The organism is Acinetobacter pittii (assembly GCF_034064985.1).
Classification (GTDB): Bacteria; Pseudomonadota; Gammaproteobacteria; order Pseudomonadales; family Moraxellaceae; genus Acinetobacter; species Acinetobacter pittii_H.
Map to the genome: position 1 here is coordinate 867,521 of NZ_CP139249.1, position 24,003 is coordinate 891,523.

Below are 24,003 nucleotides of genomic sequence, written 5' to 3' on the forward strand. Positions count from 1 at the left end.
TAAAAACTTTAATTATTTTGTGGTTTTTTCATAATTAATAACGGCTTCACGGCCAAGTGCTGGATCATCTGTAAAGACTCCATCAACACCAGCTTTAAAATAGGCTTCAAACTCTTTTAAAGCACCAGATGGACAGCGCTCCGCTGGTTTATCTTGACTGCACTTTAACGGCGCTGGTAAGAAGTTGTTTTCTGGTCGGAAAGTATAAGGATGTACTTTTAAGCCAGCCGTATGTGCATCAGCAATAAACGTACTAGTTTTATAAGAGCCATCATTATTAAAGGTCAGTATGTAACCTTTACTTGGTCCTACACCATTTGCATATTTGGCAACATCTTTTAACCCTTGTGCTGTGGCTAAATCGGCATAAGTTTTAGTTTCGCCAGCTTCAACGAAGTCGGCTGGTTGAGAGGTTTTAGCATCATATAATTGAATGATTTGTGCATGTTTAATCGTTTTATGAAGGTCGAGCTGATCTTTTAAATATTTTAAATTACTCACTTCAAAAGACTGTAAATAAACAGGCGCAATATCACGTGTATATTCGTATTTGGCTAAGGTTTTAAGAAGGGTATCTTCCATTGCCAGTTTCTGATTTTTAAAGTAAGTCGGATGTTTGGTTTCAATATATAAACCAATAATTTTTCCCGTTTTCTTATAATTTGCTTCAGCCAGTTCAATCACTTGCTCTAGAGTCGGGACAGGGTAGAGGTCATTATAGGCTGTGTTTGCTGGTCGGAACTCTGGAATACGTTCACGCGCTTTAAGCTGCTGTAATTCACTTAAAGTGAAGTCTTCTGTAAACCAGCCTGTTAAGTCTTTACCATCAATATTTTTTGTTGTTTTACGGTCTGCAAACTGGCTTAAAGTGCTTACATTGGTTGTTCCGCCAATCTCATTTTCATGGCGTGTAACCAATACACCATCTTGTGTTGAAACAAGGTCCGGTTCAATAAAATCTGCACCATCATCAATGGCTTTCTGATATGAAGCTAACGTGTGTTCAGGACGTAAAGCACTCGCGCCACGGTGGCCTACCACCAAGATTTTAGGAAGTTGATATTCTGGTGTGGTTGGTGAGTTTTCAGTTTTATCATCGTCATTACAACCCACCAAGCTAATTAAACTTAAGCATAAAAGTGCTCTTTTAAACATAATTCTACTCATATTGTTTTAGTCGAAACGTATTTAGTCTGATGATTGAACTTGACGTGATCATGAAGAATTCATGAATTTTCAGTGACACTTGTTAAAACCTTGTTTATGGGTTTGTAGGAAATACCAGTTCTTGCTTTGTTTTTGTTCTAATTGCATTTATTGTGTTAATTCTACTTGTCTTTTTTATATCGCTCGTTGATGATCAAGAAGGCAAATTTGCTATTGCTATCTGTTAATTGACGACCTAATTCTGAGCAGCCATGCTATCTAAATTTTTTATTCAGCGTCCCATTTTTGCCAGTGTACTCGCAATTATTGTTATGGCATTTGGTATTTTCTCGGTGCTGAATTTACCCGTAGAGCGTTATCCTGATATTGCCCCTCCCAAAATTACAGTATCGGCAAGTTATAGTGGCGCAGATGCGCAAACGGTTGAGCAAAGTGTTACTCAAATTTTAGAGCAGCAAATACAAGGTATTGATCACTTACTTTATTTCAGCTCTACCAGTGATTCATCAGGACGTAGCCGAATTACCATTAGTTTTGATAATGGAACAAATCCAGATACAGCACAGGTCCAAGTCCAAAATAGTATTAGTGGTGTCATAAGACGCTTACCCGATGAAGTACAACGCCAAGGGGTGACCGTGAGTAAGTCACTCGGCGATACTTTTATGGTGGTAGGCTTATATGACTCTACAGGTAAATCGGGCAACATTGAGCTATCGGACTATTTAACGACGCATGTGGTAGATAACCTAAACCGTATTGAAGGGGTGGGTGAGTCTGATGTTTTCGGTTCGCAATATGCTATGCGAATCTGGCTAAATCCAGAGAAATTAAAACAATATAATTTAATGCCAAGTGATGTAGCGAATGCAATCACTGCTCAAAATACACAAGTTGCCGCAGGTGCAATCGGTGATTTACCCGTCATTGATGGACAATATTTAAATACGAAAGTCACCGCAGGATCTCGACTAAAAACAGTCGAAGATTTTAAAAATATTGTAGTGAAAGCAAATCAAACAGCGAGCTATGTCTACTTAAAAGATATTGCTAGAGTCGAGTTGGGTGCAGAAAATTATCAGTCTTTTAACACTATTAATGGCTATCCAGCCGCTGGTTTAGGCATTTCACTATCTTCTGGTGCAAACGCGATTCAGACCTCTAAACTCATCCATCAAACTCTAGATCAGCTTATAACCAAGCTACCTGCTGGTTATAAAATTGTTTATCCACGAGATAATACGCCGTTTGTTCAAGAGTCTATTAAAGAAGTTGTAAAGACGCTTATTGAAGCCATTATTTTAGTTATTTTGGTGATGTTCCTGTTCTTGCAAAGCTGGCGCGCCACACTCATTCCAAGTATTACCGTTCCTGTTGTTATTTTAGGAACTTTTGCTGTTTTATATGTGCTCGGTTTTAGTATTAACACCTTGACGCTGTTTGCATTGGTGCTCGCCATTGGTTTGCTAGTAGATGATGCGATTGTGGTCGTTGAGAATGTTGAACGGCTCATGCATGAACAGCATTTAACGCCGAAAGAAGCAGCCATTGAGTCGATGGGAGAAATTAGTGGTGCCTTAGTCGGAATTACATTGGTTTTAACTGCTGTTTTTATTCCAATGTCATTTTTAGGTGGTTCAATTGGCGTGATTTATCGTCAGTTTTCCATTACTTTAGTTGCCGCTATGGCGTTATCACTTGTGGTAGCATTAGTCTTAACACCCGCTTTATGTGCCTTAATTTTAAAACCGAATCCAGAGCCTATGCGCTGGGCAGTTTGGTTTAACAAAAAAATTGATCAACTTAAAAATCAATATATCAAGATTGTCCAAACAAGCATCCGTTACAGTAAATCGGTTATCGTGATTTTTGTGGCTTTGATTGCAGTTTTTGCACTGTTCTATAGTGGTTTAAAAAGTGGATTTATTCCTAAAGAAGACCAAGGCATTTTAAGTGTTCAAATTAAGCTTGTTGATAGTGCTCCAATATCGCAAAGTCAGAAAATTGGAGAACAAGTCCGCCAATATTTCTTAACTCAAGAAGATAAGAATGTGGATTTGGTTTTAATCCGCTATGGCCGAAATTATTCTGGTACAGGCCAGAACTTGGCACAGGGATTTATTGCCTTAAAACCTTGGGATGTGCGTACAGGTAAGGAAAACTCAGCTGACGCTATACAAAAGCGTGCGATGAAATATTTTAGTCAGTTCAATAATGCACAAATTAATGTGACACTACCTGCTTCGGTCAATGGTTTAGGACAAACCGATGGTCTGGATTTATGGATTCAAGATTTAAATGGCCAAGGGCAAGATTTTCTAGATAATACCTTCCGCCAGTTGCAAACGCAGAGTAAAAGCTATTCAAGTTTTGAAAACTTTGATAAGCAATCTACTAACAGTAAAGCAAACCTCAATATCAAAATTGATCAGAAACAAGCATTAGCAAATGGATTAGAACTACCCGCGATTAACAACACCTTGTCGAGTGCATGGGGTGGAACGTATGTAAATGACTTTATTGACCGTGGTCGTATCAAGCGCGTTATGATTCAAGGTGATGCCCAGTTCAGATCAAAACCGGAAGATTTATATAATTGGTCTGTACGTAATAACCAAAATGAGATGGTGCCTTTTAGTTCATTTGCTAACTTTAGTTGGGGCGGTGCTCCTGAAATTGTAAAACGTTATATGGGTTATAGTGCCTTGCAGTTACAAGCCGATGTTGCGAGTGGTAGCAGCTCGGGTCAGGCCATGAAAGATGTTGAACAACTTGTAAATCAGCAAAAGGATGTTGGTTTGGCGTGGACAGGCTTATCTTTTGAAGAGCAGAAGTCGACAAATCAGGCCGTCTGGTTATATTTAATCTCGGCAGGCTTTATCTTCTTATGTTTAGCCGCACTCTATGAAAGCTTAAGCATTCCTGCCGCCGTGATGACCTCTATTCCGCTAGGTGTGGGAGGAAGTGTCATTTTCTCTTATATTTTTGGACTGCCTAATGATGTGTATTTCCAAATTGCGCTGCTAACCACGATTGGTTTGTCATGTAAAAACGCAATTTTAATTGTTGAGTTTGCAGCTTTGGCTCAAGAAAAAGGTAAGACTGCAATTCAAGCAGCTCTAGAAGGCGCAAGCTTACGTTTAAGACCGATTTTAATGACTTCTTTGGCCTTTGGTGCAGGTGTAATTCCTTTGGTCTTTGCACAAGGCGCAGGGGCTGTAAGCCGTCAAGAAATCGGTATTAGTATTTTAGGTGGCGTAATGTTCGGTACAGTACTGGTTCTGTTCTTTATTCCAGTCATGTACGTGTTATTGCGTTCATTGTTTAGATCGAAAGCTGCTCGTTAAGTAAATAATTTAAAAAGAGGTATTAAATCAAGTATATTAAGATTAACTTCTCTTCATATATTTGATTTAGATGCCTCAAGAAAAAAAATTAACAGAGCAACAGGTCATCGCACTAGAACGAGATCTGGCCAAGTTCGCGACCATGATGGACAGCGCGGTTCGCATTCCTTTTACAAAGCAGGGCATTGGTGCCGATGCTGCACTGAGTACGATTCCGGTTGCAGGTGATGTTGCTGGTTTCGTATTGACCTGTTATGCCATCTATAAAGCCAAACAAATTGGTGTACCTCAGCATAAGTTGACTCCAGTCATCAAACTCGCTGTTGTAGATGCTGTAGTAGGCTTTGTTCCTGTGGCTGGAACTATTTTCGATATTTTTATACGACCGAGTCGAAAAGCATTAGATGTGGTTCATACGCATATACGCGAAGAATATAAGATCCAAAGTGATATTCATGTCGTTCATCCATACTTACATGAAAAACTCGAAAAGAAGCAGCAGCATTCAGCTTTCTGGCGTAATCCTGTGGTGAGTTGGTTATGGTTACATATACCCGATTTAGTAGGTGTGCTTGTACTGCTTTTACTTGGCTTGGCTGTTTGGTGGGGCGCAAGTTACCTGTGGGGTCTCTATCAAGCCATGTAATAAAAAATAAAGCCTCCAGTTGGAGGCTTTATTTTTACATTAAACGTTTTATGGGCAATCTAATTGATGTAAAGCTGCCACACGTTGTTCAATTGTTGGGTGGGTTTGGAACAAAGCAGCTAAGCTGAAACCTTGTTCTTTACCTTCCGCAATTGCGAAAGCTTTCATTTCTTTTGGCATTTGATCTGGCATTTCAGTCTCAGCTTGTAGACGTAATAATGCAGAAATCATTGCTTGTTTACCTGCTAAACGTGCACCTGCTTCATCAGCACGGTATTCACGATAACGAGAGAACCACATCACAATGGCAGAAGCGAGAATACCAAAGACAATATCCAATACCATGGTAATAATAAAGTAACCCATACCCGGGGCTTCATCATCTTGACGACCAAAAACGTTACGGTCGATAAAGTCACCAACTACACGAGCAAAGAACATAACAAAGGCGTTCACAACACCTTGGATGAGCGCTAGGGTAACCATGTCACCATTCGCAACGTGACCAATCTCGTGCGCAAGCACAGCACGTAGCTCATCTTTGTTCATACGTTCAAGTAGACCAGATGAAACGGCAACTAAGGCATCATTTTTGTTCCAGCCTGTTGCAAAGGCATTGGATTGATATGATGGAAAAATACCAACCTCTGGCATGTTGATACCAGCACGTTGAGAAAGTTCAGCGACTGTTTGCAATAACCAGCTTTCAGCTTGGTTACGAGGAGCATTTGGGTCGATCAGTTCTGTACCGGTCGTTTTCTTAGCCATCCATTTTGACATGAATAACGAGATTAAAGATCCCACCATACCAAACACAAAACAGATCACTAAAAGGTTGCCTAGATTCAAGCCACCCGCGCCATGGTAACTACCGACACCGAAGAGTGACAAAATAATGCCAGCTACAACCAGTACCGCGAGGTTGGTAAGCAAAAACAAACCAATCCGCATCATTGAGAAAATCCTCTTATAAATAAAATGTTATCTGATTTACAAATTCGAAATCATGAAGCTAATATGCGGGGCTTGGGGGAAAAATTCAAGAAAAAAATAAGGAATTGATACATTCTTTCATGTAGCAGAATGTGCCTAAATTTAAAGAATAATTGGCTAAATTCGTCAAAATGGTAAAGATCAGGTAATAGATCATTACAATTTAAAACATCTGAACTTACCTAAATAGAACTGCGAAACGCAGTTCTTCTTTACTGTTTATTCAATTCGTATATGGGCAATTGCGGTGGCATTATTGGTGACATAAGTGCCCGTTGGCGCATCTGTATAACTACCGTCAGATAAAGTGACGATTTGACGAGAAGATGAATATTTAGGTGATTGAGTCGTGATTTGAGCTGTTGTGTTTTCTACCAAATTAGAAGAATGAGAAACGGTTTGCGCTGAAGTATTCGTAAAAGATGAAAAACCTGAACCAGATGCATATAGGTTTTGATATCGGCTTGTCACACGGCGCACATAATCTTGTGTTTCACGGAAAGGGGGAATACCGCCGTATTTGTCGACATTACCTTCACCAGCATTGTAAGCCGCAAGCGCCATTTGCGTGTTTCCATTAAAACGCTTGAGTAACCAGCTTAAATATTTTGCACCGGCAAAAATATTTTGTTGCGGGTCATACGCGTTAGATACATTAAAACGACGGGCCGTCGCAGGCATAAGCTGCATTAAGCCTTGAGCACCTACTGGTGAACGAGCTCTTACGTTAAATCCTGACTCGGTGTGCATAACGGCTTTAATTAAACCTTCCGATACACCATGTTGCTGTGCAGCTTGTCTAATAATATGGTCGAAAGCATTTTTATTCTTGTTGTAACTTGGCAGAACAGAAGCTTCTGATGTTCCCCAGTTTGTATAACTGTGAATATTACTATCTGGATAATAGGTTACTTTTACTTTTTTAAGAGAGTGGTCATAGCTTTTTCGGTTGGTGAGCAATGTACTACCGTTTTTATCTTGGTAAATATACATTTGACCTGCTGAACTTGAAGTTATACCGACCATAAAAGTGGTCATCCCCAACGAACAAGAAATAAGAAATTGAACCGATTTTTTCATTTTATGTTATTCACAATTTTAAGGTACTCAAAACTTGCAAAAGAGTTTATCAAAAAATACTACTTAAAGAAGATTTGTGTAATTTTTTTTATTTCGACTCTTTCAAAAAATCAAGCTGATTTGTTCGAATGCTCATCAAAAAAAATTAAAAAATTTTTTTAAAATGATTCTATTGACTTGCATAACATGTTGATTATTAAAAGTAAAAAACATTGGTTAAAAAATGATCAATTTAAAGAAAACCCTTAACAGAAGGCCAAAACAGTTTGTCAAGTACGAAGAAATCCACAATTTTATCCACAGGTTTTGTGGAAAACTGTGGAAAAGTCCAAAAAGTAAGCATTTTGCACAAATTTTGAACGCTTGAGTCAAAAATAAAGCATGTGTTTTGCATCATGCACGAGCAATGTGACGACTTCAAGAATTGAAACTATTCTTTTGATGCGATTCTCTTCTGAATCATATAAAATTGCGCGGTATTTTTATTTATGGGTATACCTCGTCTATGTACGCGCCAGTTGAGTCCAATCAGGGATTTAATTTTAAGCCTGAACTTCCAACAAGCTCGGCCTATTACCGTTTGCTCAAGAAGCTTCGCCGTCAAGTTGGGCATGCTATTCGTGACTTCAATATGATTGAAGATGGCGATAAGGTCATGGTGTGTGTGTCTGGTGGTAAAGACAGTTATACCTTGCTCGATATTTTGTTGCAGTTTAAGCGTATTGCACCAATCAATTTTGATGTGGTTGCGGTTAACCTTGACCAAAAACAACCAGGCTTTCCTGAAGATGTTTTGCCTCGTTATATGGAAGAGAACAACATTCCATATTACATTTTAGAAAAAGACACCTATACCATTACTAAACGTTTAACGCCGGAAGGTAAAACTTACTGTGCAGTATGTTCACGTTTACGCCGTGGTTCTTTATATGGCTTTGCACAAGAGATTGGTGCAACTAAAGTTGCTTTAGGTCACCACCGTGATGACATCATTGCAACGTTCTTCTTGAATTTGTTCCATGGTGGTAGCTTAAAGGCGATGCCTCCAAAGCTTTTATCGTCAGATAAAAAGAACATTTTGATTCGTCCTTTGGCATATGTTGAAGAAAAAGACATTATTAAATATGCCGAGTTGCGTCAGTTCCCAATCATTCCATGTAATCTTTGTGGCTCGCAGGAAAACCTACAGCGTGCCATGCTTAATGAAATGCTACGTGAATGGGATAAACAATATCCGAAGCGCTTACACAGCATTTTCGGTGCGTTGCAGAACGTATCTCCATCTCAGTTGGCAGACCGTGAGCTGTTCGATTTTGAAGCTCTAGACTCTCAGCGTGAGTTGGATATTAAAGATCCAGAAGAGCTTAAGAAACGTTTAGATGTAGTGAACTTAAGCTTTGCTGCTGAATAAACGCTAGCATAGAAAATGTTAAGGGCACTTTATAATCAAGTGCCTTTAATGTATCAAAATACTAAAAAATGAATGTTCCGTACAAAAAGTCATAGCCCAAAATTTAAATTACATGCTATAACAACCCACAAGCAGAATTGCTTCACATGATGTTGTCTGGATAGGCAACTAGAGAAATTGAACAAATAAATTTGAGGAAGAATCATGCCTGCATTTTTAACTGAAGATTGGTTTGCGACTGTCGAAAAATTAACTGCTGAAGCAGGTGATCTTAATTTGCCACCCGCTCTTGCGAATTTGGCAATTAATTTAGTAGTTACAGATGCTGCTGGAAATACCGAATTAGCTTTAGATGGGGGTAAAATCCAAAAAGGTTTGTCTTCAAATGCCAAAACAACTTTAAATATGGATGCTGAAACTTTACGTAAAGTATTCTTAGAGTTTGATATGGCTGCTGCTATGCAGGCATTCATGACTGGTAAAATTAAAGTTCAAGGCGATATGTCTCAATTGATGGCTCTACAAACAGCTAAGCCAAGCCAAGAACAAAAAGATTTGTTTAAGAAAGTTTTAGAGCATACTGCTTAAACTTAAAAGAATTCATATAAAAAGCTTACCCAAAGAGGTAAGCTTTTTATTTATACAAACAATGAATTTATCAACTTTTAAATAATAAAAATTAGATATTAATTCGTGTTTGCGCCGTTTTAATATGTTCAAGATAAGCACGGATACGAGTGACATATTGAACCGCTTGCTTATATCGACCATTCCGCGTTTTATTACTTTGCAAATAGTCATAGAGATTGACCCATTTGTTTGGATCTTTCCCTTGAGACTGCAAGCGCTTCTGAATCTGACTTACCGCACCCGGTCCCATGTTATAGGCCACAAGCGCATACCAGTTCCGATCAGGGAACGGAATATCATCAAATTCGGTTAGCATCAGATCGTAGTACTTTGCGCCGCCCTGAATACTCTGAGCAGGATCGCTACGATTACTTACACCCATTGCTCGAGCAGTGCTATTGGTTAGCATCATTAAACCGCGAACGCCTGTGAGAGAAACAGATTCAGGCTTTAAATATGATTCTTGATAACCAATTGCAGCAAGTAAATGCCAATCTAAATCATACTTCGCTGCGCTTTGCTTAAAGCTTGCTTTGTAAATCGGTAAACGTGTGCTTAAGTCACGTTGAATGGTTGACCATGCTTCTGGTTTAACCACATTGCGGTTATAAAAAGAAGCAAGCTGCTGAGTCACACCATTTTGCTTACTCTGGCATACAAAGCCGCTGGCGGTCTGTGTGAGGGGGTCATCAGCCTGTTTAAATACCCAACTTAACTCTGGGTTTAAGCCATTTTTTTGCAAATTTGCTGTGTCACCACAACTTGCAGAAAAAGACATCAAACCTTTGTTTTCGATTGTGCTTAAACCTGCTGTAGTCATTGCAAAGTTTGCTTTACCTTGCTGGACCCATCTAAGTGCAGTGGCATTGTCTGCCACAATTTTAAAGTCCAGCTTTACATTTAGGTTCTGTGCATAGTTACGTGCTAGGTCATAACCAAAACCATGTAAAAACTGATCTTCTTTGAAAACGGTTGTCGGACTTTCTACCGCAACAACTGTTAAAGTGTTTGTGTTAACTACAGTATTGTACTGTAGGGTTTTTCCTGCATTAAGACTATGAAATGGGAGAAGTATAGTACTGAGTGCAAGAGCTTTTAACGGGAGGGAAGAAAATAAAGAGTTAAGGCAAAGCCTCGACCCAGAACTTGAATTACTGTGCATGTTGTCTCCGCTACAGATAATTTATGCCCTAAAAGTCAGACAAAAAGCTGCCATAACTTCTAAAAGTTGATAAATTCAATAAGGGGTGGGCAGTCATGACGTCATTCAAAATGACATGAAATGAAAAAAACAAACTGTGTAGAAAATCTACATAGTTTTCGAGTGGGTTAAAAAATGCTCAACATTTAATCTGCGCGCATCATAATATTGAAAAAAAGTAATGTCAAATTTTGTACAATTAAATCTTCGATATAACATCATAAACACATGAATTTCTTAAGGAAGAAAATTTATACACTTCTGATGTGAGAAAATAGGGTATAAAATGCTACATCTTGTAAGCGATATGTTGTTGAACAGTGGTTTTTAATCATGAAATATAACTTAATCACTCGGTCAGGGCATGACAAATTAGTTGCTGAATTAAAACAACTTTGGCATGAAGAACGACCTGAAATCACTAAAAAAGTAAACTGGGCTGCAAGCTTGGGTGACCGCAGTGAAAATGCGGACTATCAATACAATAAACAGCTGCTTCGAAAAATTGATCGACGTGTACGCTATTTAGGAAAACGCTTAGAAGAACTAAAAATTGTTGATTACTCACCAGAGCAAGACGGCAAGGTTTACTTTGGCGCTTGGGTACAGATTGAAAATGAAGAAGGCGAGCAAAAAACTTTACGTATTGTAGGAATCGATGAAATTTATGATCATCATCCGCAACATATTTCAATTGAATCTCCAATGGCTCGCGCTTTACTTGGTAAAGAAGTCGATGATGAGATTGAAGTACACACACCATCTGGAAAAAAGCTGTGGTATATCAATACAATTCGCTATGAAAAGACAGAAAACTCAGAAATTTAAGTAGATTTGTGTTTATTTTGAGCGGTTGAATTAAAAATTAAATAAAAGATTTGCCAACTTCAATTTTTATTTATATTATAGCGCTCGTTGGAAGCGTGGCAGAGCGGTTTAATGCACCGGTCTTGAAAACCGACGAGGGTGTGAGTCCTCCGTGAGTTCGAATCTCACCGCTTCCGCCAAAATTCTTAAAAAGCCCTTGTTAATGACAAGGGTTTTTTTTTGTCTGTTATTTTACCGCTCAACTTACCCAACATTAAAAATTGGGTTGAGGTAGTCAAAATAAGAATAATTCAGATAATTTTAGACTGAATTTTTGACTTCTTTAAGTCGCTTTAAAGCTTATTTTATTATTTTAAATATCTCTTTCCATAAGCCATGTATTCCCCAATCACCATCTATTCTTCGATTATTAGATTTACGGCCATAAGTAGCTGCTACACCAAAACCTAAAGTAGAAAGCAAGAAACAAGCTAAAGAAAGTTTTAGTGGGTTAAACTTTAAAAATAAAGACATTAATATTGTTGCAACGATAGTCACAACAAAGGCGGTGATGATATGCTTCCAGTTATCCATAATTTTTCTTTTCAAAGCTATTAGGCTTAAATTTATATTTGTTTTAGAAAAATATTTACTAAATAACTCACTACAGTAATTAATTTATATTCTCTTTATCTGAAAAATTAATACATATTAAGTACCTTTCCGAAAAGCAAACATGAAAAAAATTATAAAATAGGCTGAGAAATACCCTTTTATAAAAACATGTCTTAAGCTTTCTTCAAAATAAAGAGGGTAACTTTTTCCTATAAGAATAGAGAAAAAAATTAAAAAACTCATAAACAAAAAAGCATGGAAAACTTTTGAAAACATTATGTAATTTTCAGAAAATTCTTTTTTATTAAAAAATATATTTGTTATTTTTTCTGTAAGAAAAATTGAGACTAGAGAAGTGAGTACTCCTAATATAATACTAAATAAAATTATATTTAACATTTAAATTCCTACTTTTAAATAGTGAAATCATTTTGTGTTTCCTGAATGAATCATTAAATATCAGAATATACTCTTTTTTAAGACTCTATTTCTATCCTAAAGAATTGAACAGCTTCTTAAGGCTGTTTTACCCCCTTTTATAAAACCTACTTTAACAATAACTCACTCATTATTTATCCTTACTTTTTAATGATCTAAATTAAAACAAATGTCATTTTGTGTGCTTGACTGCAATAGAACAGAGCACTATTCTTTGCCTGCTGGCCACATTGCCAGCCGGTTTTAGCAGACCGTGCTCAAGAACATTGAAAAAATTCATTTTTTTGATGTAGACCCGTTCGTCTCCCTTTTTGTAGCGGTAGGACGGAAGGGGGACACCTTCGGGTGTGCTGGGTCTTGAGCCAGTCTGCTAACCCCCTTTCGTTCTGCCACCATAATTTTATAAATGTTTGGCAGAACTCCCAATAAAAAGGAGTTGGCTTTGTACATTCTTAATTTCTTGGCAGTCTCTGCCAAAGTCTATATCGACACCACTTAAATTTATAAGCATCTTGATAGCTATTAGTGCTTTCAGGCTTTAATTCGTCGCGACCAAAAACTTAATCAACAATAAAACTTGAGATGTGCCAAGCACAGTCTTTACGGCTTTGCTATGCCTTTTTTTCTCCCAAAAAATGGTAACGGGTTTTTATATCTCTTTTATATACAACAAAAATTTATTTTATAACGGTAAAACTATGCCACATGTAGAACTCCCATTTCGTGCTTTAAGCGTACTTCATACTTCCCGATATCTTTTTAATAAATATGGCTTTCATAAAGTCGGGGTTGACCGAATTATTGAATCAGCAAAAGTGCCTAAAGCGACTTTTTATAATTATTTTCACTCAAAAGCACGACTCATTGAGATGAGTTTAACTTTTCAAAAAGACGGACTTAAACATGAAGTGCATTCCATTATTTACTCATATCGTGAACTTATGCTGTTTGATAAACTCAAAAAAATTTACTTTCTTCATGCCGATTTAGACGGTCTTTATCATTTGCCATTTAAGGCAATTTTTGAAATTGAAAAGCTTTATCCTGAAGCCTATAAAGTCGTAATTGACTATCGAAATTGGTTTATTAATGAAATTTATAAATTGCTTTTGACAGTAAAACATACGGCTACGGTTGAAGATGCTTACATGTTTTTGTTTGTGATTGATGGGGCAATGGTTCAGCTTTTAGGTGAAAATAAAGTGGATGATCGGGAGCGATTGTTAGATTATTTTTTAAAGCAATCTATGTCGATGTAAGGCATATATTTGAGTAGGATTTTTAAAAGCTCATCAACAGATGGGCTTTTTTGTTTTAAAAATGACCACAATGGTTGATTGGCTGCTTATAACGGCAACAACTACTTAGGGACAATAGATGATTACTTAAAGTGACAAAGATTCATAAAAAAGGGGAACAAAACTAAAATTTTTAATCATTCTTAAAAGTTATATATTAAAAAACTTAAATTTATATATTGATTTTTTCTTTTCTTTGGGAATTTATTTATGAATAAAAAGCATATTATTTTGTCTGCAATCATTGGTTTATTGTTGGGTGGTTTAGTAGGGGCATTTGGTTATGCAAAAACTGCTGCAAAATATGATGCGATCTCTACTGCGTGTGTAATGGTCAACCAAGCTGTAGAAAATAAGCTGTTGGCTCCAGAACAAGTTAAACAATACGGTGAGTTAACAGGAACAGCTTTAAAGAAAAATTATCCTGCTGTTGCGGCTAAATTTACCTTTTCACAAGAAGCTTTAAATAAAGCATCAGACGCTTCTAACTGTAGCCAGTTCTTAGTCGGTTTCAATAGCGCAAAATAAATTAAATTTTGTGAAAGAGTTGTACTTATTGCATTAATCAGGCCCGTCCAATAATCGCTATTGACGGGCTTTTTACGTTTTAATTTTAATTCGGGGTATTTATGAAACTTCTTCCTTTAATTTTTATATTTTGCATTTTTTCAACGGGTTGTACCACATTGAATTCACAGAAAAATCATGAGACAAGTGAGTGTTTGCGTTTTAAAAGCTTAATGACAGACCTGTTAGAACCTGCTGCACTTTATGCATTACAAGAAGCATGTATTAACTCTAAAGCTAAAAATCACTAATTCTCGATTAAGTGCTTTATTAGAAATTAAAAAATAACTCTATACACTTATGTTGAGAGCTTTTGATGAAAATGAAATTTATTGCATATGACCCTAATACTGGTCAAAAAATTAAATTAATCCAGTATCGGATTAATGAAAGAGGGCAAGAGACTAAATACTATTTTAGTGATGAGTACGGTAATTTTGTTTATAACCCGCTCGATAAGCAATTATTTGAGCGTGATTGTTATACTTCAGTAATGAAAGTCATCATTGCCAAAAGAGATTACTATTTGATAGGAGAATATTAAAAATAGTTTTTAACTTACAATTAATGATAGAAAACTCTTCAGTTTCATGAATTGTGTTTCAATAGGGTTTACTGTAGGTTGATATTGCTAGGCACGCAAATGCTTACAATTTCAGGTTTTGTGACTTTCACAAAGTTCATTTCTAAATAGGAAATGGGCTTTTTTTTTGTTCTATTAAATAATTTAAGATAGAATTTTCGGCCTTTTCTTTTTTACTTAAGTGATAGAGCGTGTCTATTTCAAACTGCTTAAAACTAATTTTTCTCATTACTACAATTCATCTTACCGCTTGTGCTTCTTTATCATTAGAGTCCAAATATCCTACTTATGAGCATAAAACTGATTATAAAGTGCTTCAAGAGGACAGAATTAATGGATTAGGCCAAACAAAAACTGAAAATGGACAAAGTTCACAAATTTTATTTGTTGGTGACAAATACAATTATGTGCTTACTGAAGGTGGTTCGAACTTATTAAATATTATGCAAAAGTTACCTGAGCAAGATCGACTCATCCTTAATAAGTTACCGCTTGAACTAGACGTTTATAATGACAATATCTTTTATGGACACATCCATTTTTATCATCCAGTGTCTGTAAATCAACTGACTCCTATCAAGAAACAAGAACTTCTTACACTAGGTTTTATGGAAGAATCTTTATCAGTCAATAGTGAAGCGAAACAAGTATTTTTAACTAAAAATATTGCAATAAAAGGAAAAATTTATGAAGGCACTAAGCATACCGATCAGCTTTCTTTGAGAGGTTCAATCCCGATTATTCTTAGAGAACCGCGTTTAATCATGCAGGAAAATAAAAGCAATGTTTTAAAGAAGAAACTTTTGTCTCCACTCGCATTAGGTTTGGATATTATTACTTTACCTATTCAATTTGGCGCAATAAAACTCTCTAACAAATAAAAAAGTAAAGCTAAGTTGTGCCAAGTATTCTCATGGTGAGATCGTTTCATTTTGATGAGTCTAGTAGGTCTCTAGACTCATCATTTTTAAATAAAAAGTTAATTACTTTAAATGCTTATATGAAAAGTTAAAAATAGTTGAAAGCCTAAAATCTGACTCAAAACTTAAAATGTATTTTGAATAATGACATCATCGTAAGGAAGTTTGCCCACACGTGGGTAAGGCTGAGACGCCGACTTACCAACTGCAATCATTAAACACACCACATGATCTTCAGGTAAGTTAATGAGCTTTGCCATCGCGTCAAAGTCAAAACCATCCATAGGGCAGCTGTCTAAACCATGTTCTTGAGCAAGCAACATTAAGGTTTGAGCAAAGATACCCGCGCTACGCATCACTTCATCACGTTGGGTTTGTGGACGGTCACGGTAATATTGGTCAATCGCACCCACCATAATATTTTGGACTTCTGGAGAAGCACCGTCCCATACACGTTTAGCATCAACTTCCCATGTATTTACTTTTGCACACAACACAATCAGTAATGATGATTCTGTAACTTGTGGTTGATCCCAAGCAATGGTGCGAATTTTTTGTCTTAACTCAGTATCTTCAATGATGACTGGACGCCAGTGCTGCAAGTTAAAAGCGCTTGGCGCATTTGCTAAAACTTCTTGTAATAACTGCTTCTTGTCATCTTCAGAGAGTTGAAAAGCAGGGTCGAAGCGTTTAACTGCACGGCGTTTGCGGAGAGCATCAATAACATTCATAAGATTTTCCTACTTGTTGGTCTGACCGTTTTTTAAAATAACAAAGAAATGTTTAGGATTGGTTCATATTAAACTGAATTAATCTTGCAATATCGGTTGTTCTTTCATAAATAAGTTCTGCTGCATGTTCGCAGGCGTGTTCTAGGGTGATGGGACCATTGGCGAGTGAAAAAGCAGCGCTTACGCCGTGCTCATAAAGCGCTTGGTAGTCTTCACCTAAAGTCCCTGCAATCACAATCACAGGAACATTGTGCGCCTTAGCAATTTGACTCACCCCAAAAACTGTTTTGCCACTTAAGGTTTGTTGGTCAAATTTACCTTCGCCTGTAATCACCCAATCTGCATGAGCAATTTTATGCTCAAGTTGGTTAAGTTCAGCCACGACTTTAACACCAGCTTTAAAGTCTGCATTTAAATAACTTTTGGCTGCAAAACCTAAACCACCAGCAGCACCTGAGCCTGCTTCATCTCGTTTGTCGAAATCTAAAAGTTGTGCCGTGACATCGGCAAAATGGGCAAGGGCTGCATCGAGTAACTGTACTTGAGCAGGGGAAGCCCCTTTTTGTGGACCAAAAATATGTGATGCGCCATTTGGGCCGCAAAGTGGATTGGTGACATCGGCAGCCAGTAAAAACCGTGTATATTCAATGCGTGAGTCAAAGTGCGTTAAATCAATGTGTGATAGGTTGCTTAGAGCGAGGCCACCTGCGGGTAAAAAGTTCTGGTTGGCATCGAGCAAAACTGCGCCTAAAGCACTGAGTAAACCTGTGCCACCATCATTAGTAGCACTACCGCCCACGGTTAAAATAATGTCTTTTGCACCAGCATCTAAAACATCCAAAATGAGTTGGCCTGTGCCAAAGGTTGTGCTGTGGCAGGCATCACGCTCAGACGGTGGAACTAACTGTATACCGCTCGCCTGAGCCATTTCAATGATGGCGATTTTCTGATGCTCTAACCATCCCCATTTGGCTTGAACAGGCTGACCTAATGGCCCGACCACGGTTTTTTCACGCCATTGACCGCCGCAGACTTCTAAAACAGCTTCAATAGTTCCTTCACCGCCATCTGCCATTGGGCACAAAATCGTTTCGGCATGGGGAAAAACCGCTTGCCATCCTTTGGCGATTGCTTGAGCTACGTTTAAAGCAGATAAGCTGTCTTTAAAAGAGTCAGGGGCAATAATGACTTTCATAAGCTCTCTAATTCTGATGGATTTTTAATTGATTTATACTGCTTAATACGAAAAAAACATAGATAAAACCAAATCAGTGTCAATTTGAAAAATAAGCCTAATCTGTTAAAAATGAAAACCAATAATGTTTTTATCTGTAAAAGATAGAATTATTATCTGTTTAACTCATTGTTTCGTATATTTTTAAATAAATAACGTGGTTGGCTTGAATTATTGTAATTGTAAAGAATATGGCACATATTATAAGCAGGGTTGAGCTAGCTTTTAAAATACTGTGAACAAGATAAAAAGCGGACTCTCCTGACCAGCTAGACAGCAGATCGCTTTGATATAACCATAATTAAATTGTGATTTTATTGAATCTGTTGAGTGTGTAAGAAGAAATAAGAGGATGAAAAAGTGGATAATTCAGAAGAACAAAAGCACATACAGGAAAATAACGGTTTTGCGCGAATTGAGCCATATACTCATCCTGCTGGCGGGTGGGGCGCACTTCTCAGTGTTGCTCGAAACTTAAAGCGACAAGATATTTTAAAAAAAGGCTCAATTACCTTACTCAACATTAACCAGCCTACAGGTTTTGACTGTCCCGGTTGTGCTTGGCCAGAAAAGAAAGATGCTCACGCATTTAACTTCTGTGAAAATGGTGCAAAAGCAGTTGCCTTTGAAGCAACCAGTAAAACAGTGACTCCTGAATATTTCGCAGGGCATACCGTCAGTTGGCTGTCAGAGCAAAGTGACTTTTTCCTCGAAGACTTAGGCCGCTTAACAGACCCAGTTCGCTACGATGCTGCAACCGATAAATATGTGCCTATTTCATGGGACGATGCATTTAAACTCATTGCCCAACATTTACATGCGCTAGACAACCCAGATCAAGCTGCGTTTTATACCTCTGGTCGTGCTAGTAACGAAGCGGCATTTTTATATCAATTGTTTGTGCGAAGCTTCGGTACAAATAACTTTCCAGACTGTTCGAACATGTGTCATGAAACCACAAGTGTTGGCCTACTTGACTCGATTGGTTTAGGAAAGGGCACCGTTACCCTAGAAGACTTTGATTTGGCTGACGCTATTTTTAGTTTTGGACACAACCCCGGAACCAATCACCCGCGTATGTTAGGTACTTTACGAGAAGTGTCTAAACGTGGCGGTAATATTGTTGCGATTAACCCGATTAAAGAGCGAGGACTAGAGCGTTTCCAAGACCCGCAAGCTCCGCTTGAAATGATGACCAATGGCAGTACACCAATTAGTCGCTATTATTTCCAACCTAAAATTGGTGGTGACTATGCGCTGATGTTGGGTATGTTAAAGCATTTAAATGAGTGGGATAAAAAAGCACTCGCTTCAGGTAAACCAAGTGTTTTTGACCGAAACTTTATTGCGGTTAATACAGTCGGTTTTGATGAGATGATTGCTGAGATCGAGAGAACTAAGTGGACAGATATTTATAAACACTCGGGGCTATCACCAGAGCATTTAGAAAAACTCGCCCAACTGTTTTTAGAGTCCGAGCGCTCAATTTTCTGTTGGGGAATGGGCATTACTCAACACCGCCACGGAACAGCCAATGTACATATGTTAGCCAATTTATTGTTGGCGCGTGGTCAAATTGGTAGACCGGGTGCAGGGCTTTGTCCAGTTCGTGGGCACAGTAATGTGCAAGGCGACCGAACTATGGGTATTAATGAGCTACCTAGTCCTAAATTACTCGACAACATTGATCGCGTGTTTGGAATTAAATCACCGAGAAAAAATGGTTTTGGTGTGGTCGAAACCATTAAAGCCATGGCTGAAGGTGAGGTTAAAGTCTTTATTGGTTTAGGCGGAAATTTTGCTGTTGCAACACCCGATACCACCTATACGCAAGAAGCGCTTAGAAAGTGTAATTTAACTGTTCATGTTGCAACTAAGTTAAACCGTAGCCATTTGGTATGTGGTAAAGAGGCGCTTATTTTGCCATGTTTAGGTCGTACCGAAATTGATGAGCAGCTTCATGGCCCGCAGGCAATTTCAGTCGAAGATTCGATGAGTAATATTCACCTATCAGCAGGGCGTAATTCTCCAATTTCTAAAAATATTTTGTCTGAACCAGATATTGTGGCAAGAATGGCTGAAGCCGTGCTGCCAGACAGTAAGATCAAATGGAAATGGTACATTGAAAGTTATGATCGTATTCGTGACTCAATTGCCGATGTATTTGATGAGTTCCATGACTTTAATTTACGTGTCTATAAACCGGGTGGTTTCCACTTAGAGCATCCGGCCAATCAGCACATCTGGAATACAAAAAGTGGTAAAGCGCAGTTTATGATTACACCTCTGAGTGAAGTCTATGCTGATAAAGAAAATCAATATGCTGCAGCCTATACCGAGAGTAAGGTTTATACCTTAATGACCACTCGCTCTCATGACCAATACAACACGACACTATATGGTCTGGATGACCGTTACCGCGGAGTATTTGGTCAGCGCCGTGTGTTATTTATGAATCAAGCCGATATTGATGAAGCAGGTTTTGAAGCAAACCAATGGGTTGATATTGAAAGTGTTTTCTCCGACGGTGTGAAGCGTATTGTGCACAGTTTCCGCATTGTGCCGTACAACATTCCGCGAGGCAGCTTAGCGGCTTATTATCCTGAAACCAATCCTTTAGTGGCCTTAAGCAGTCATGACAAATATGCCAAGATTCCGGCTTCCAAAAGTGTTCCGGTGATTTTGCATCCCGGCAATGCGCCAGAGCACTTCAACTTGGCAACGGCAGTTGACCCTGAAGATGCAGATAGAAAAGTAAGCAGCCTTTAAATCAAAGGCGATATTAACAATATCATCTCAACAAGTGGCGCTATTCAAGGCGCCACTTTAAGATAAAGGAAATTATTTTGACATCAGATTCTTATGGGGTTGAAACATTACAAGTAAAGCGGTTTAAGAAAACCGAGTTTAAAAGTGTTTTAGATCATATTGTTCAAGAGCATCCGATTGCTTTGGTATATAACGGTATTTCCCATGCGGTGATGATGGCAACACCGACCGATGTTGATTTATTTGCCAAAGGTTTTAGTCTGTCTGAAGGTATTTTAACCAGCTTGAAAGAACTATATGCCATTGAGATTCATCAAAGTGAATTGGGCATTACGGTTGAAATGACCATTTCATCCAGAGCTTTTGCTGCCTTAAAAGAAAGACGACGTATGTTGGTGGGGCGTACAGGTTGTGGTTTATGTGGTATTGAAAGTTTAGAGCAGCTTCAGCTCGATATTTCTAAAATTACGATCGAACCTTCCAAAGAGTGGCTTGAGCAAATTCCAGTTGCAATTTCTCAATTAAAAGATCAACAAAAAATTACTGCCTTAACAGGTGGAGCACATGCCGCAGCTTGGGTGGTTGAAGGCAAAATTATGGCCTTATTTGAAGATGTTGGCCGTCACAATGCCTTAGATAAATTGCTGGGTTATTTAGCTCAAGAAAACTATGACACTAGTGCAGGTTTTGTGGTCATGACCAGTCGAGCAAGCTATGAACTAATACGAAAATGTGCTCAGCTGAACATCAGCCTATTGGCGTCAATTTCAGCACCTACCAGTATGGCCATTCGGCTCGCAAAAATATCTGGTTTAACTCTGGCAAGCTTTTGTCGTGGAGATGATTTTGTTTTATATACCTAAGCAAGACACGTAGAAAATATTCATTAGATAAGCTCAAGTGAAAAGAAGGCTCAAAAATAATCGAGATATACATTTCTATTTTGCCTAATTTTAAGTTAAGCACGAGCTTTATACTTTATGATCAGATGTATGTAGGTCAGAGTGTGTCCCAATGGCTTGGTTGCAGTCTTTAAAAGATTGGGCAAAACGTCTAAAAAAACAAATTATTATGCTTTGGTTTGCATCAAAGCATCCTCACATGCCGTGGTTGCCCAAAATTTTGGCTGTAATTGCTGTTGCATATGCTTTTAGCCCGATTGATTTAATTCCAGATTTTATTCCCATTTTAGGGTTTATTGATGACGCTTTAATTCTACCCATACTGATTTGGTTAGCGGTTCGATTTACGCCTAAACAAGTCATTTTAGATGCAGAACAACAAGCTGAAGAATGGCTAGAACAGCAAGAGCGTCGACCTCAAAATTATTTGGTTGCCGTACTCATTATTTTAATTTGGATAACTTTGGCAATGATGGCTTATTTCTATTTTGGTGGTGGGTTGTAATTTATAAATCATCAAAATTTAGAATCGTGATTTAAAGGCATTAACATTGTGCTTTGCTACAACTCAAAGGATAATAATGTTTTTATAAGCTATGGGTTGCAGACAATGAAAATCGTCGCAGATGAAAATTTGGCATTTACCGATTACTTTTTTTCTGAGTTTGGCGATATTCAACACAAAGCAGGGCGTACTTTAACCCATGCAGATGTAAAAGATGCTCAAGCATTGTTAGTCCGCTCGGTTACTACGGTTAACGCAAGTTTAATTGAAAACACAGCATTAAAATATGTGGGCAGTGCCACAATTGGGACCGATCATTTAGATATTGCGGCGTTAGAAAAACAAGGTATTACCTGGGCAAATGCCGCAGGGTGTAATGCACAGGCTGTGGCTGAATATGTCATTACTGCTTTACTTCATTTAGATGAGAGCCTTTTAGAACAACAAGAAAAATTTACCCTAGGCATTGTTGGTCTTGGCAACGTCGGTAAGCGTTTGGCTTATATGGCCCAGTTGCTTGGTTGGAATGTGATTGGCTTTGATCCATATGTACATTTAGATTCAATTGAAAATGTAAGTTTAGAAACCCTTTTGCAACAAGCCAATGCAGTTTCAATTCATGTGCCTTTAACCAAAAATGGTGAACATGCCACATATCATCTGTTTGATGAAAAAGCGTTTGCAGCACTTCAACCCAATACAATTTTAATTAATAGTGCGCGTGGTCCAGTCGTTAAAGAATCTGCTTTAATCGAAGATATTCAGCGTACCCAGCGTAAAGTTGTGCTCGATGTATTTGAACATGAACCAGTCATCTCGGAACAGCTTATCGATATGCTGGCTTTGGCGACACCGCATATTGCAGGTTATAGCCTCGAAGGGAAGGCCCGCGGTACCCAAATGATTTATGAAGCGTTTTGCCAAAAGTTCGGATTCGACATCAATAAGTGTTTCGAGACTCAGTTACCTGCATGCGAAGACTATTTTTCAGGACATGATTTAAAAGCAGTGCTCAAGCAAAAACTATCTCAGATTTATGATATTGCTCAAGATGATGCCAACATTCGTGCCTGCATTAAAGATGGCAAAGTTGAGCAAAAAGCATTTGATTTATTACGTAAGAATTATCCGCTGCGCCGTGAATGGGCAGCACATGGAGGGCCGCAGGCATGAGCTTAAGTTATCAACCAACTTGTTCAATTGATGCCTTAAAAGCACGTGCTAAGCTCTATAACCAGATTCGTCAGTTTTTTGCTGAACGTGATGTCATGGAAGTCGAAACACCAATTGTTTCACAGGCAGGTGTCACCGATGTACATTTAGCTTCTGTTCAGGTTTTACGTCATATTAATGGCAAATTGCAAACTCAATATTTACAAACCTCACCTGAGTTTGCCATGAAACGCTTACTGGCAAGCGGTAGTGGACCGATTTATCAAATCTGTAAGGTTTTCCGAGACGATGAACACGGGCGTAAACACAATAGTGAATTTACCATGCTTGAATGGTATCGTCCGGGTCTAGACTTAAAAGCTTTAATGCATGAAACCGCCGATTTATTGCAAAGCTGTTTGCAACATCGTTTTGGTGAAGTTCGTCCGTTTATTCTAAGTTATAAGCATGCCTTTCAAGATCGACTTGATATTAATCCATTACAAGCAACGTTGAAGCAACTCAAAGATACCGCAAATCGTGTCGGATTAAATCTCGATTTGGGCGATGATCGCCTAGCTTATATGGATTTGTTATTTTCTCATTTTGTTGAACCAAGTTTGGGTTTTGATGCTCCAGTTTTTTTAACTGACTTTCCACCAGAAATGGCGTCTTTGGCAAAAGTGAAAGTAGATGAAGATGGAGAGGAGGTCGCAGCGCGTTTTGAGGTTTATATTGAAGGCTTAGAGCTAGCCAATGCCTACGATGAATTGCTTGATGCAGATGTGTTACGTTCACGCTTTGAAGCAGACAATGCAGAGCGGGCTAAGCAAGGGCTTCATGTTATGCCTTTGGATGAGCATCTGTTAGCAGCTTTACCTCATATGCCAGAATGTTCAGGAATTGCTTTAGGTGTAGACCGTTTACTCATGGTTGCAATGGATCAGGTCAAAATTGAAAAAGTAGTGACTTTTCCAGCAGAAATTGCTTAAAACTGACAAATAAAA

The 24,003-nt window shown here is 38.2% G+C and carries 22 protein-coding genes and 1 tRNA gene; 15 read left to right on the plus strand and 8 right to left on the minus strand.

The features are described from left to right. Window positions 1-12: 12 nt before the first annotated feature. Window positions 13-1,155 carry a glycerophosphodiester phosphodiesterase gene (glpQ, locus tag SOI76_RS04095; RefSeq protein WP_104079203.1) on the minus strand — a complete coding sequence of 381 codons (1,143 nt, stop codon included), beginning with the start codon at window positions 1,153-1,155 and terminating at the stop codon, window positions 13-15. Between the two features lie 263 nt (window positions 1,156-1,418). Here glpQ and mexB point away from each other — a divergent pair, with 263 nt between their 5' ends. After that, window positions 1,419-4,514, plus strand: coding sequence for a multidrug efflux RND transporter permease subunit (gene mexB / locus SOI76_RS04100; protein ID WP_104079202.1), 3,096 nt, complete (start codon window positions 1,419-1,421; stop codon window positions 4,512-4,514). 70 nt (window positions 4,515-4,584) lie between these two features. Continuing rightward, complete coding sequence (locus SOI76_RS04105; protein ID WP_104079201.1) at window positions 4,585-5,160, plus strand: DUF4112 domain-containing protein; 576 nt, start codon at window positions 4,585-4,587, stop codon at window positions 5,158-5,160. A gap of 48 nt (window positions 5,161-5,208) precedes the next feature. Here SOI76_RS04105 and htpX read toward each other — a convergent pair whose 3' ends face one another. Beyond that, the gene (gene htpX / locus SOI76_RS04110) at window positions 5,209-6,114 is read right to left on the minus strand and encodes a protease HtpX (protein ID WP_002118851.1); all 906 of its coding nucleotides are present in this window, start codon (window positions 6,112-6,114) and stop codon (window positions 5,209-5,211) included. A 258-nt stretch (window positions 6,115-6,372) separates the two neighbouring features. Next, window positions 6,373-7,233, minus strand: coding sequence for a lytic transglycosylase domain-containing protein (locus tag SOI76_RS04115; protein ID WP_205668382.1), 861 nt, complete (start codon window positions 7,231-7,233; stop codon window positions 6,373-6,375). A 505-nt stretch (window positions 7,234-7,738) separates the two neighbouring features. Between SOI76_RS04115 and ttcA the strand changes: the two genes are divergently transcribed. Both ttcA and SOI76_RS04125 read left to right on the plus strand, forming a co-directional pair. Then, window positions 7,739-8,644 carry a tRNA 2-thiocytidine(32) synthetase TtcA gene (gene ttcA, locus SOI76_RS04120; protein WP_016146199.1) on the plus strand — a complete coding sequence of 302 codons (906 nt, stop codon included), beginning with the start codon at window positions 7,739-7,741 and terminating at the stop codon, window positions 8,642-8,644. A gap of 204 nt (window positions 8,645-8,848) precedes the next feature. Then, complete coding sequence (locus SOI76_RS04125) at window positions 8,849-9,232, plus strand: SCP2 sterol-binding domain-containing protein (RefSeq protein ID WP_016140203.1); 384 nt, start codon at window positions 8,849-8,851, stop codon at window positions 9,230-9,232. Window positions 9,233-9,323: 91 nt separating this feature from the next. Here the strand turns inward: SOI76_RS04125 and yfhD are convergent, their stop codons facing one another. After that, the gene (yfhD, locus tag SOI76_RS04130) at window positions 9,324-10,436 is read right to left on the minus strand and encodes a transglycosylase SLT domain-containing protein (RefSeq protein WP_104079200.1); all 1,113 of its coding nucleotides are present in this window, start codon (window positions 10,434-10,436) and stop codon (window positions 9,324-9,326) included. 372 nt (window positions 10,437-10,808) lie between these two features. Between yfhD and greB the strand changes: the two genes are divergently transcribed. Further along, window positions 10,809-11,303 carry a transcription elongation factor GreB gene (gene greB, locus SOI76_RS04135; protein WP_104079199.1) on the plus strand — a complete coding sequence of 165 codons (495 nt, stop codon included), beginning with the start codon at window positions 10,809-10,811 and terminating at the stop codon, window positions 11,301-11,303. 89 nt (window positions 11,304-11,392) lie between these two features. Next, a tRNA-Ser gene (locus SOI76_RS04140) sits at window positions 11,393-11,482 on the plus strand. A gap of 160 nt (window positions 11,483-11,642) precedes the next feature. On the opposite strand, the gene SOI76_RS04145 is transcribed toward SOI76_RS04140, so the two are convergent. After that, complete coding sequence (locus SOI76_RS04145) at window positions 11,643-11,876, minus strand: hypothetical protein (RefSeq protein ID WP_250621799.1); 234 nt, start codon at window positions 11,874-11,876, stop codon at window positions 11,643-11,645. Window positions 11,877-11,993: 117 nt separating this feature from the next. Beyond that, on the minus strand, window positions 11,994-12,296 hold the full coding sequence (locus SOI76_RS04150; protein ID WP_104079198.1) for a hypothetical protein: 303 nt from the start codon (window positions 12,294-12,296) through the stop codon (window positions 11,994-11,996). A 737-nt stretch (window positions 12,297-13,033) separates the two neighbouring features. Between SOI76_RS04150 and SOI76_RS04155 the strand changes: the two genes are divergently transcribed. The 4 genes from SOI76_RS04155 (at window position 13,034) to SOI76_RS04170 (ending at window position 15,664) form a co-directional block, all read left to right on the plus strand. Further along, complete coding sequence (locus tag SOI76_RS04155; RefSeq protein WP_205668381.1) at window positions 13,034-13,594, plus strand: TetR/AcrR family transcriptional regulator; 561 nt, start codon at window positions 13,034-13,036, stop codon at window positions 13,592-13,594. Window positions 13,595-13,843: 249 nt separating this feature from the next. Further along, a complete protein-coding gene (locus tag SOI76_RS04160; protein ID WP_057074278.1) occupies window positions 13,844-14,161 on the plus strand; it encodes a hypothetical protein in 318 nt (105 codons plus the stop codon). A 355-nt stretch (window positions 14,162-14,516) separates the two neighbouring features. Next, window positions 14,517-14,744, plus strand: a complete 228-nt coding sequence (locus SOI76_RS04165; RefSeq protein WP_104079195.1) for a hypothetical protein — start codon at window positions 14,517-14,519, stop codon at window positions 14,742-14,744. Window positions 14,745-14,974: 230 nt separating this feature from the next. After that, window positions 14,975-15,664 carry a hypothetical protein gene (locus SOI76_RS04170; protein WP_032052937.1) on the plus strand — a complete coding sequence of 230 codons (690 nt, stop codon included), beginning with the start codon at window positions 14,975-14,977 and terminating at the stop codon, window positions 15,662-15,664. Window positions 15,665-15,828: 164 nt separating this feature from the next. On the opposite strand, the gene drgA is transcribed toward SOI76_RS04170, so the two are convergent. Then, window positions 15,829-16,434, minus strand: a complete 606-nt coding sequence (gene drgA, locus SOI76_RS04175; protein WP_032052939.1) for a nitroreductase family protein — start codon at window positions 16,432-16,434, stop codon at window positions 15,829-15,831. A 52-nt stretch (window positions 16,435-16,486) separates the two neighbouring features. Next, complete coding sequence (glxK, locus tag SOI76_RS04180) at window positions 16,487-17,629, minus strand: glycerate kinase (protein WP_104079194.1); 1,143 nt, start codon at window positions 17,627-17,629, stop codon at window positions 16,487-16,489. A gap of 399 nt (window positions 17,630-18,028) precedes the next feature. Between glxK and ydeP the strand changes: the two genes are divergently transcribed. The 5 genes from ydeP (at window position 18,029) to epmA (ending at window position 23,988) form a co-directional block, all read left to right on the plus strand. Next, window positions 18,029-20,437 carry an FdhF/YdeP family oxidoreductase gene (gene ydeP / locus SOI76_RS04185; RefSeq protein ID WP_104079193.1) on the plus strand — a complete coding sequence of 803 codons (2,409 nt, stop codon included), beginning with the start codon at window positions 18,029-18,031 and terminating at the stop codon, window positions 20,435-20,437. Between the two features lie 77 nt (window positions 20,438-20,514). After that, window positions 20,515-21,300 carry a formate dehydrogenase accessory sulfurtransferase FdhD gene (gene fdhD, locus SOI76_RS04190; RefSeq protein ID WP_104079192.1) on the plus strand — a complete coding sequence of 262 codons (786 nt, stop codon included), beginning with the start codon at window positions 20,515-20,517 and terminating at the stop codon, window positions 21,298-21,300. 151 nt (window positions 21,301-21,451) lie between these two features. Then, window positions 21,452-21,844, plus strand: coding sequence for a YkvA family protein (locus SOI76_RS04195; protein WP_104079191.1), 393 nt, complete (start codon window positions 21,452-21,454; stop codon window positions 21,842-21,844). A 105-nt stretch (window positions 21,845-21,949) separates the two neighbouring features. Then, window positions 21,950-23,017: a 4-phosphoerythronate dehydrogenase gene (pdxB, locus tag SOI76_RS04200; RefSeq protein WP_104079190.1), complete on the plus strand. Its 1,068-nt coding sequence runs from the start codon at window positions 21,950-21,952 to the stop codon at window positions 23,015-23,017. Then, window positions 23,014-23,988 carry an EF-P lysine aminoacylase EpmA gene (epmA, locus tag SOI76_RS04205; RefSeq protein WP_104079189.1) on the plus strand — a complete coding sequence of 325 codons (975 nt, stop codon included), beginning with the start codon at window positions 23,014-23,016 and terminating at the stop codon, window positions 23,986-23,988. Before pdxB ends, epmA begins: the two co-directional genes overlap by 4 nt. The last annotated feature ends 15 nt before the right edge of the window (window positions 23,989-24,003 follow it).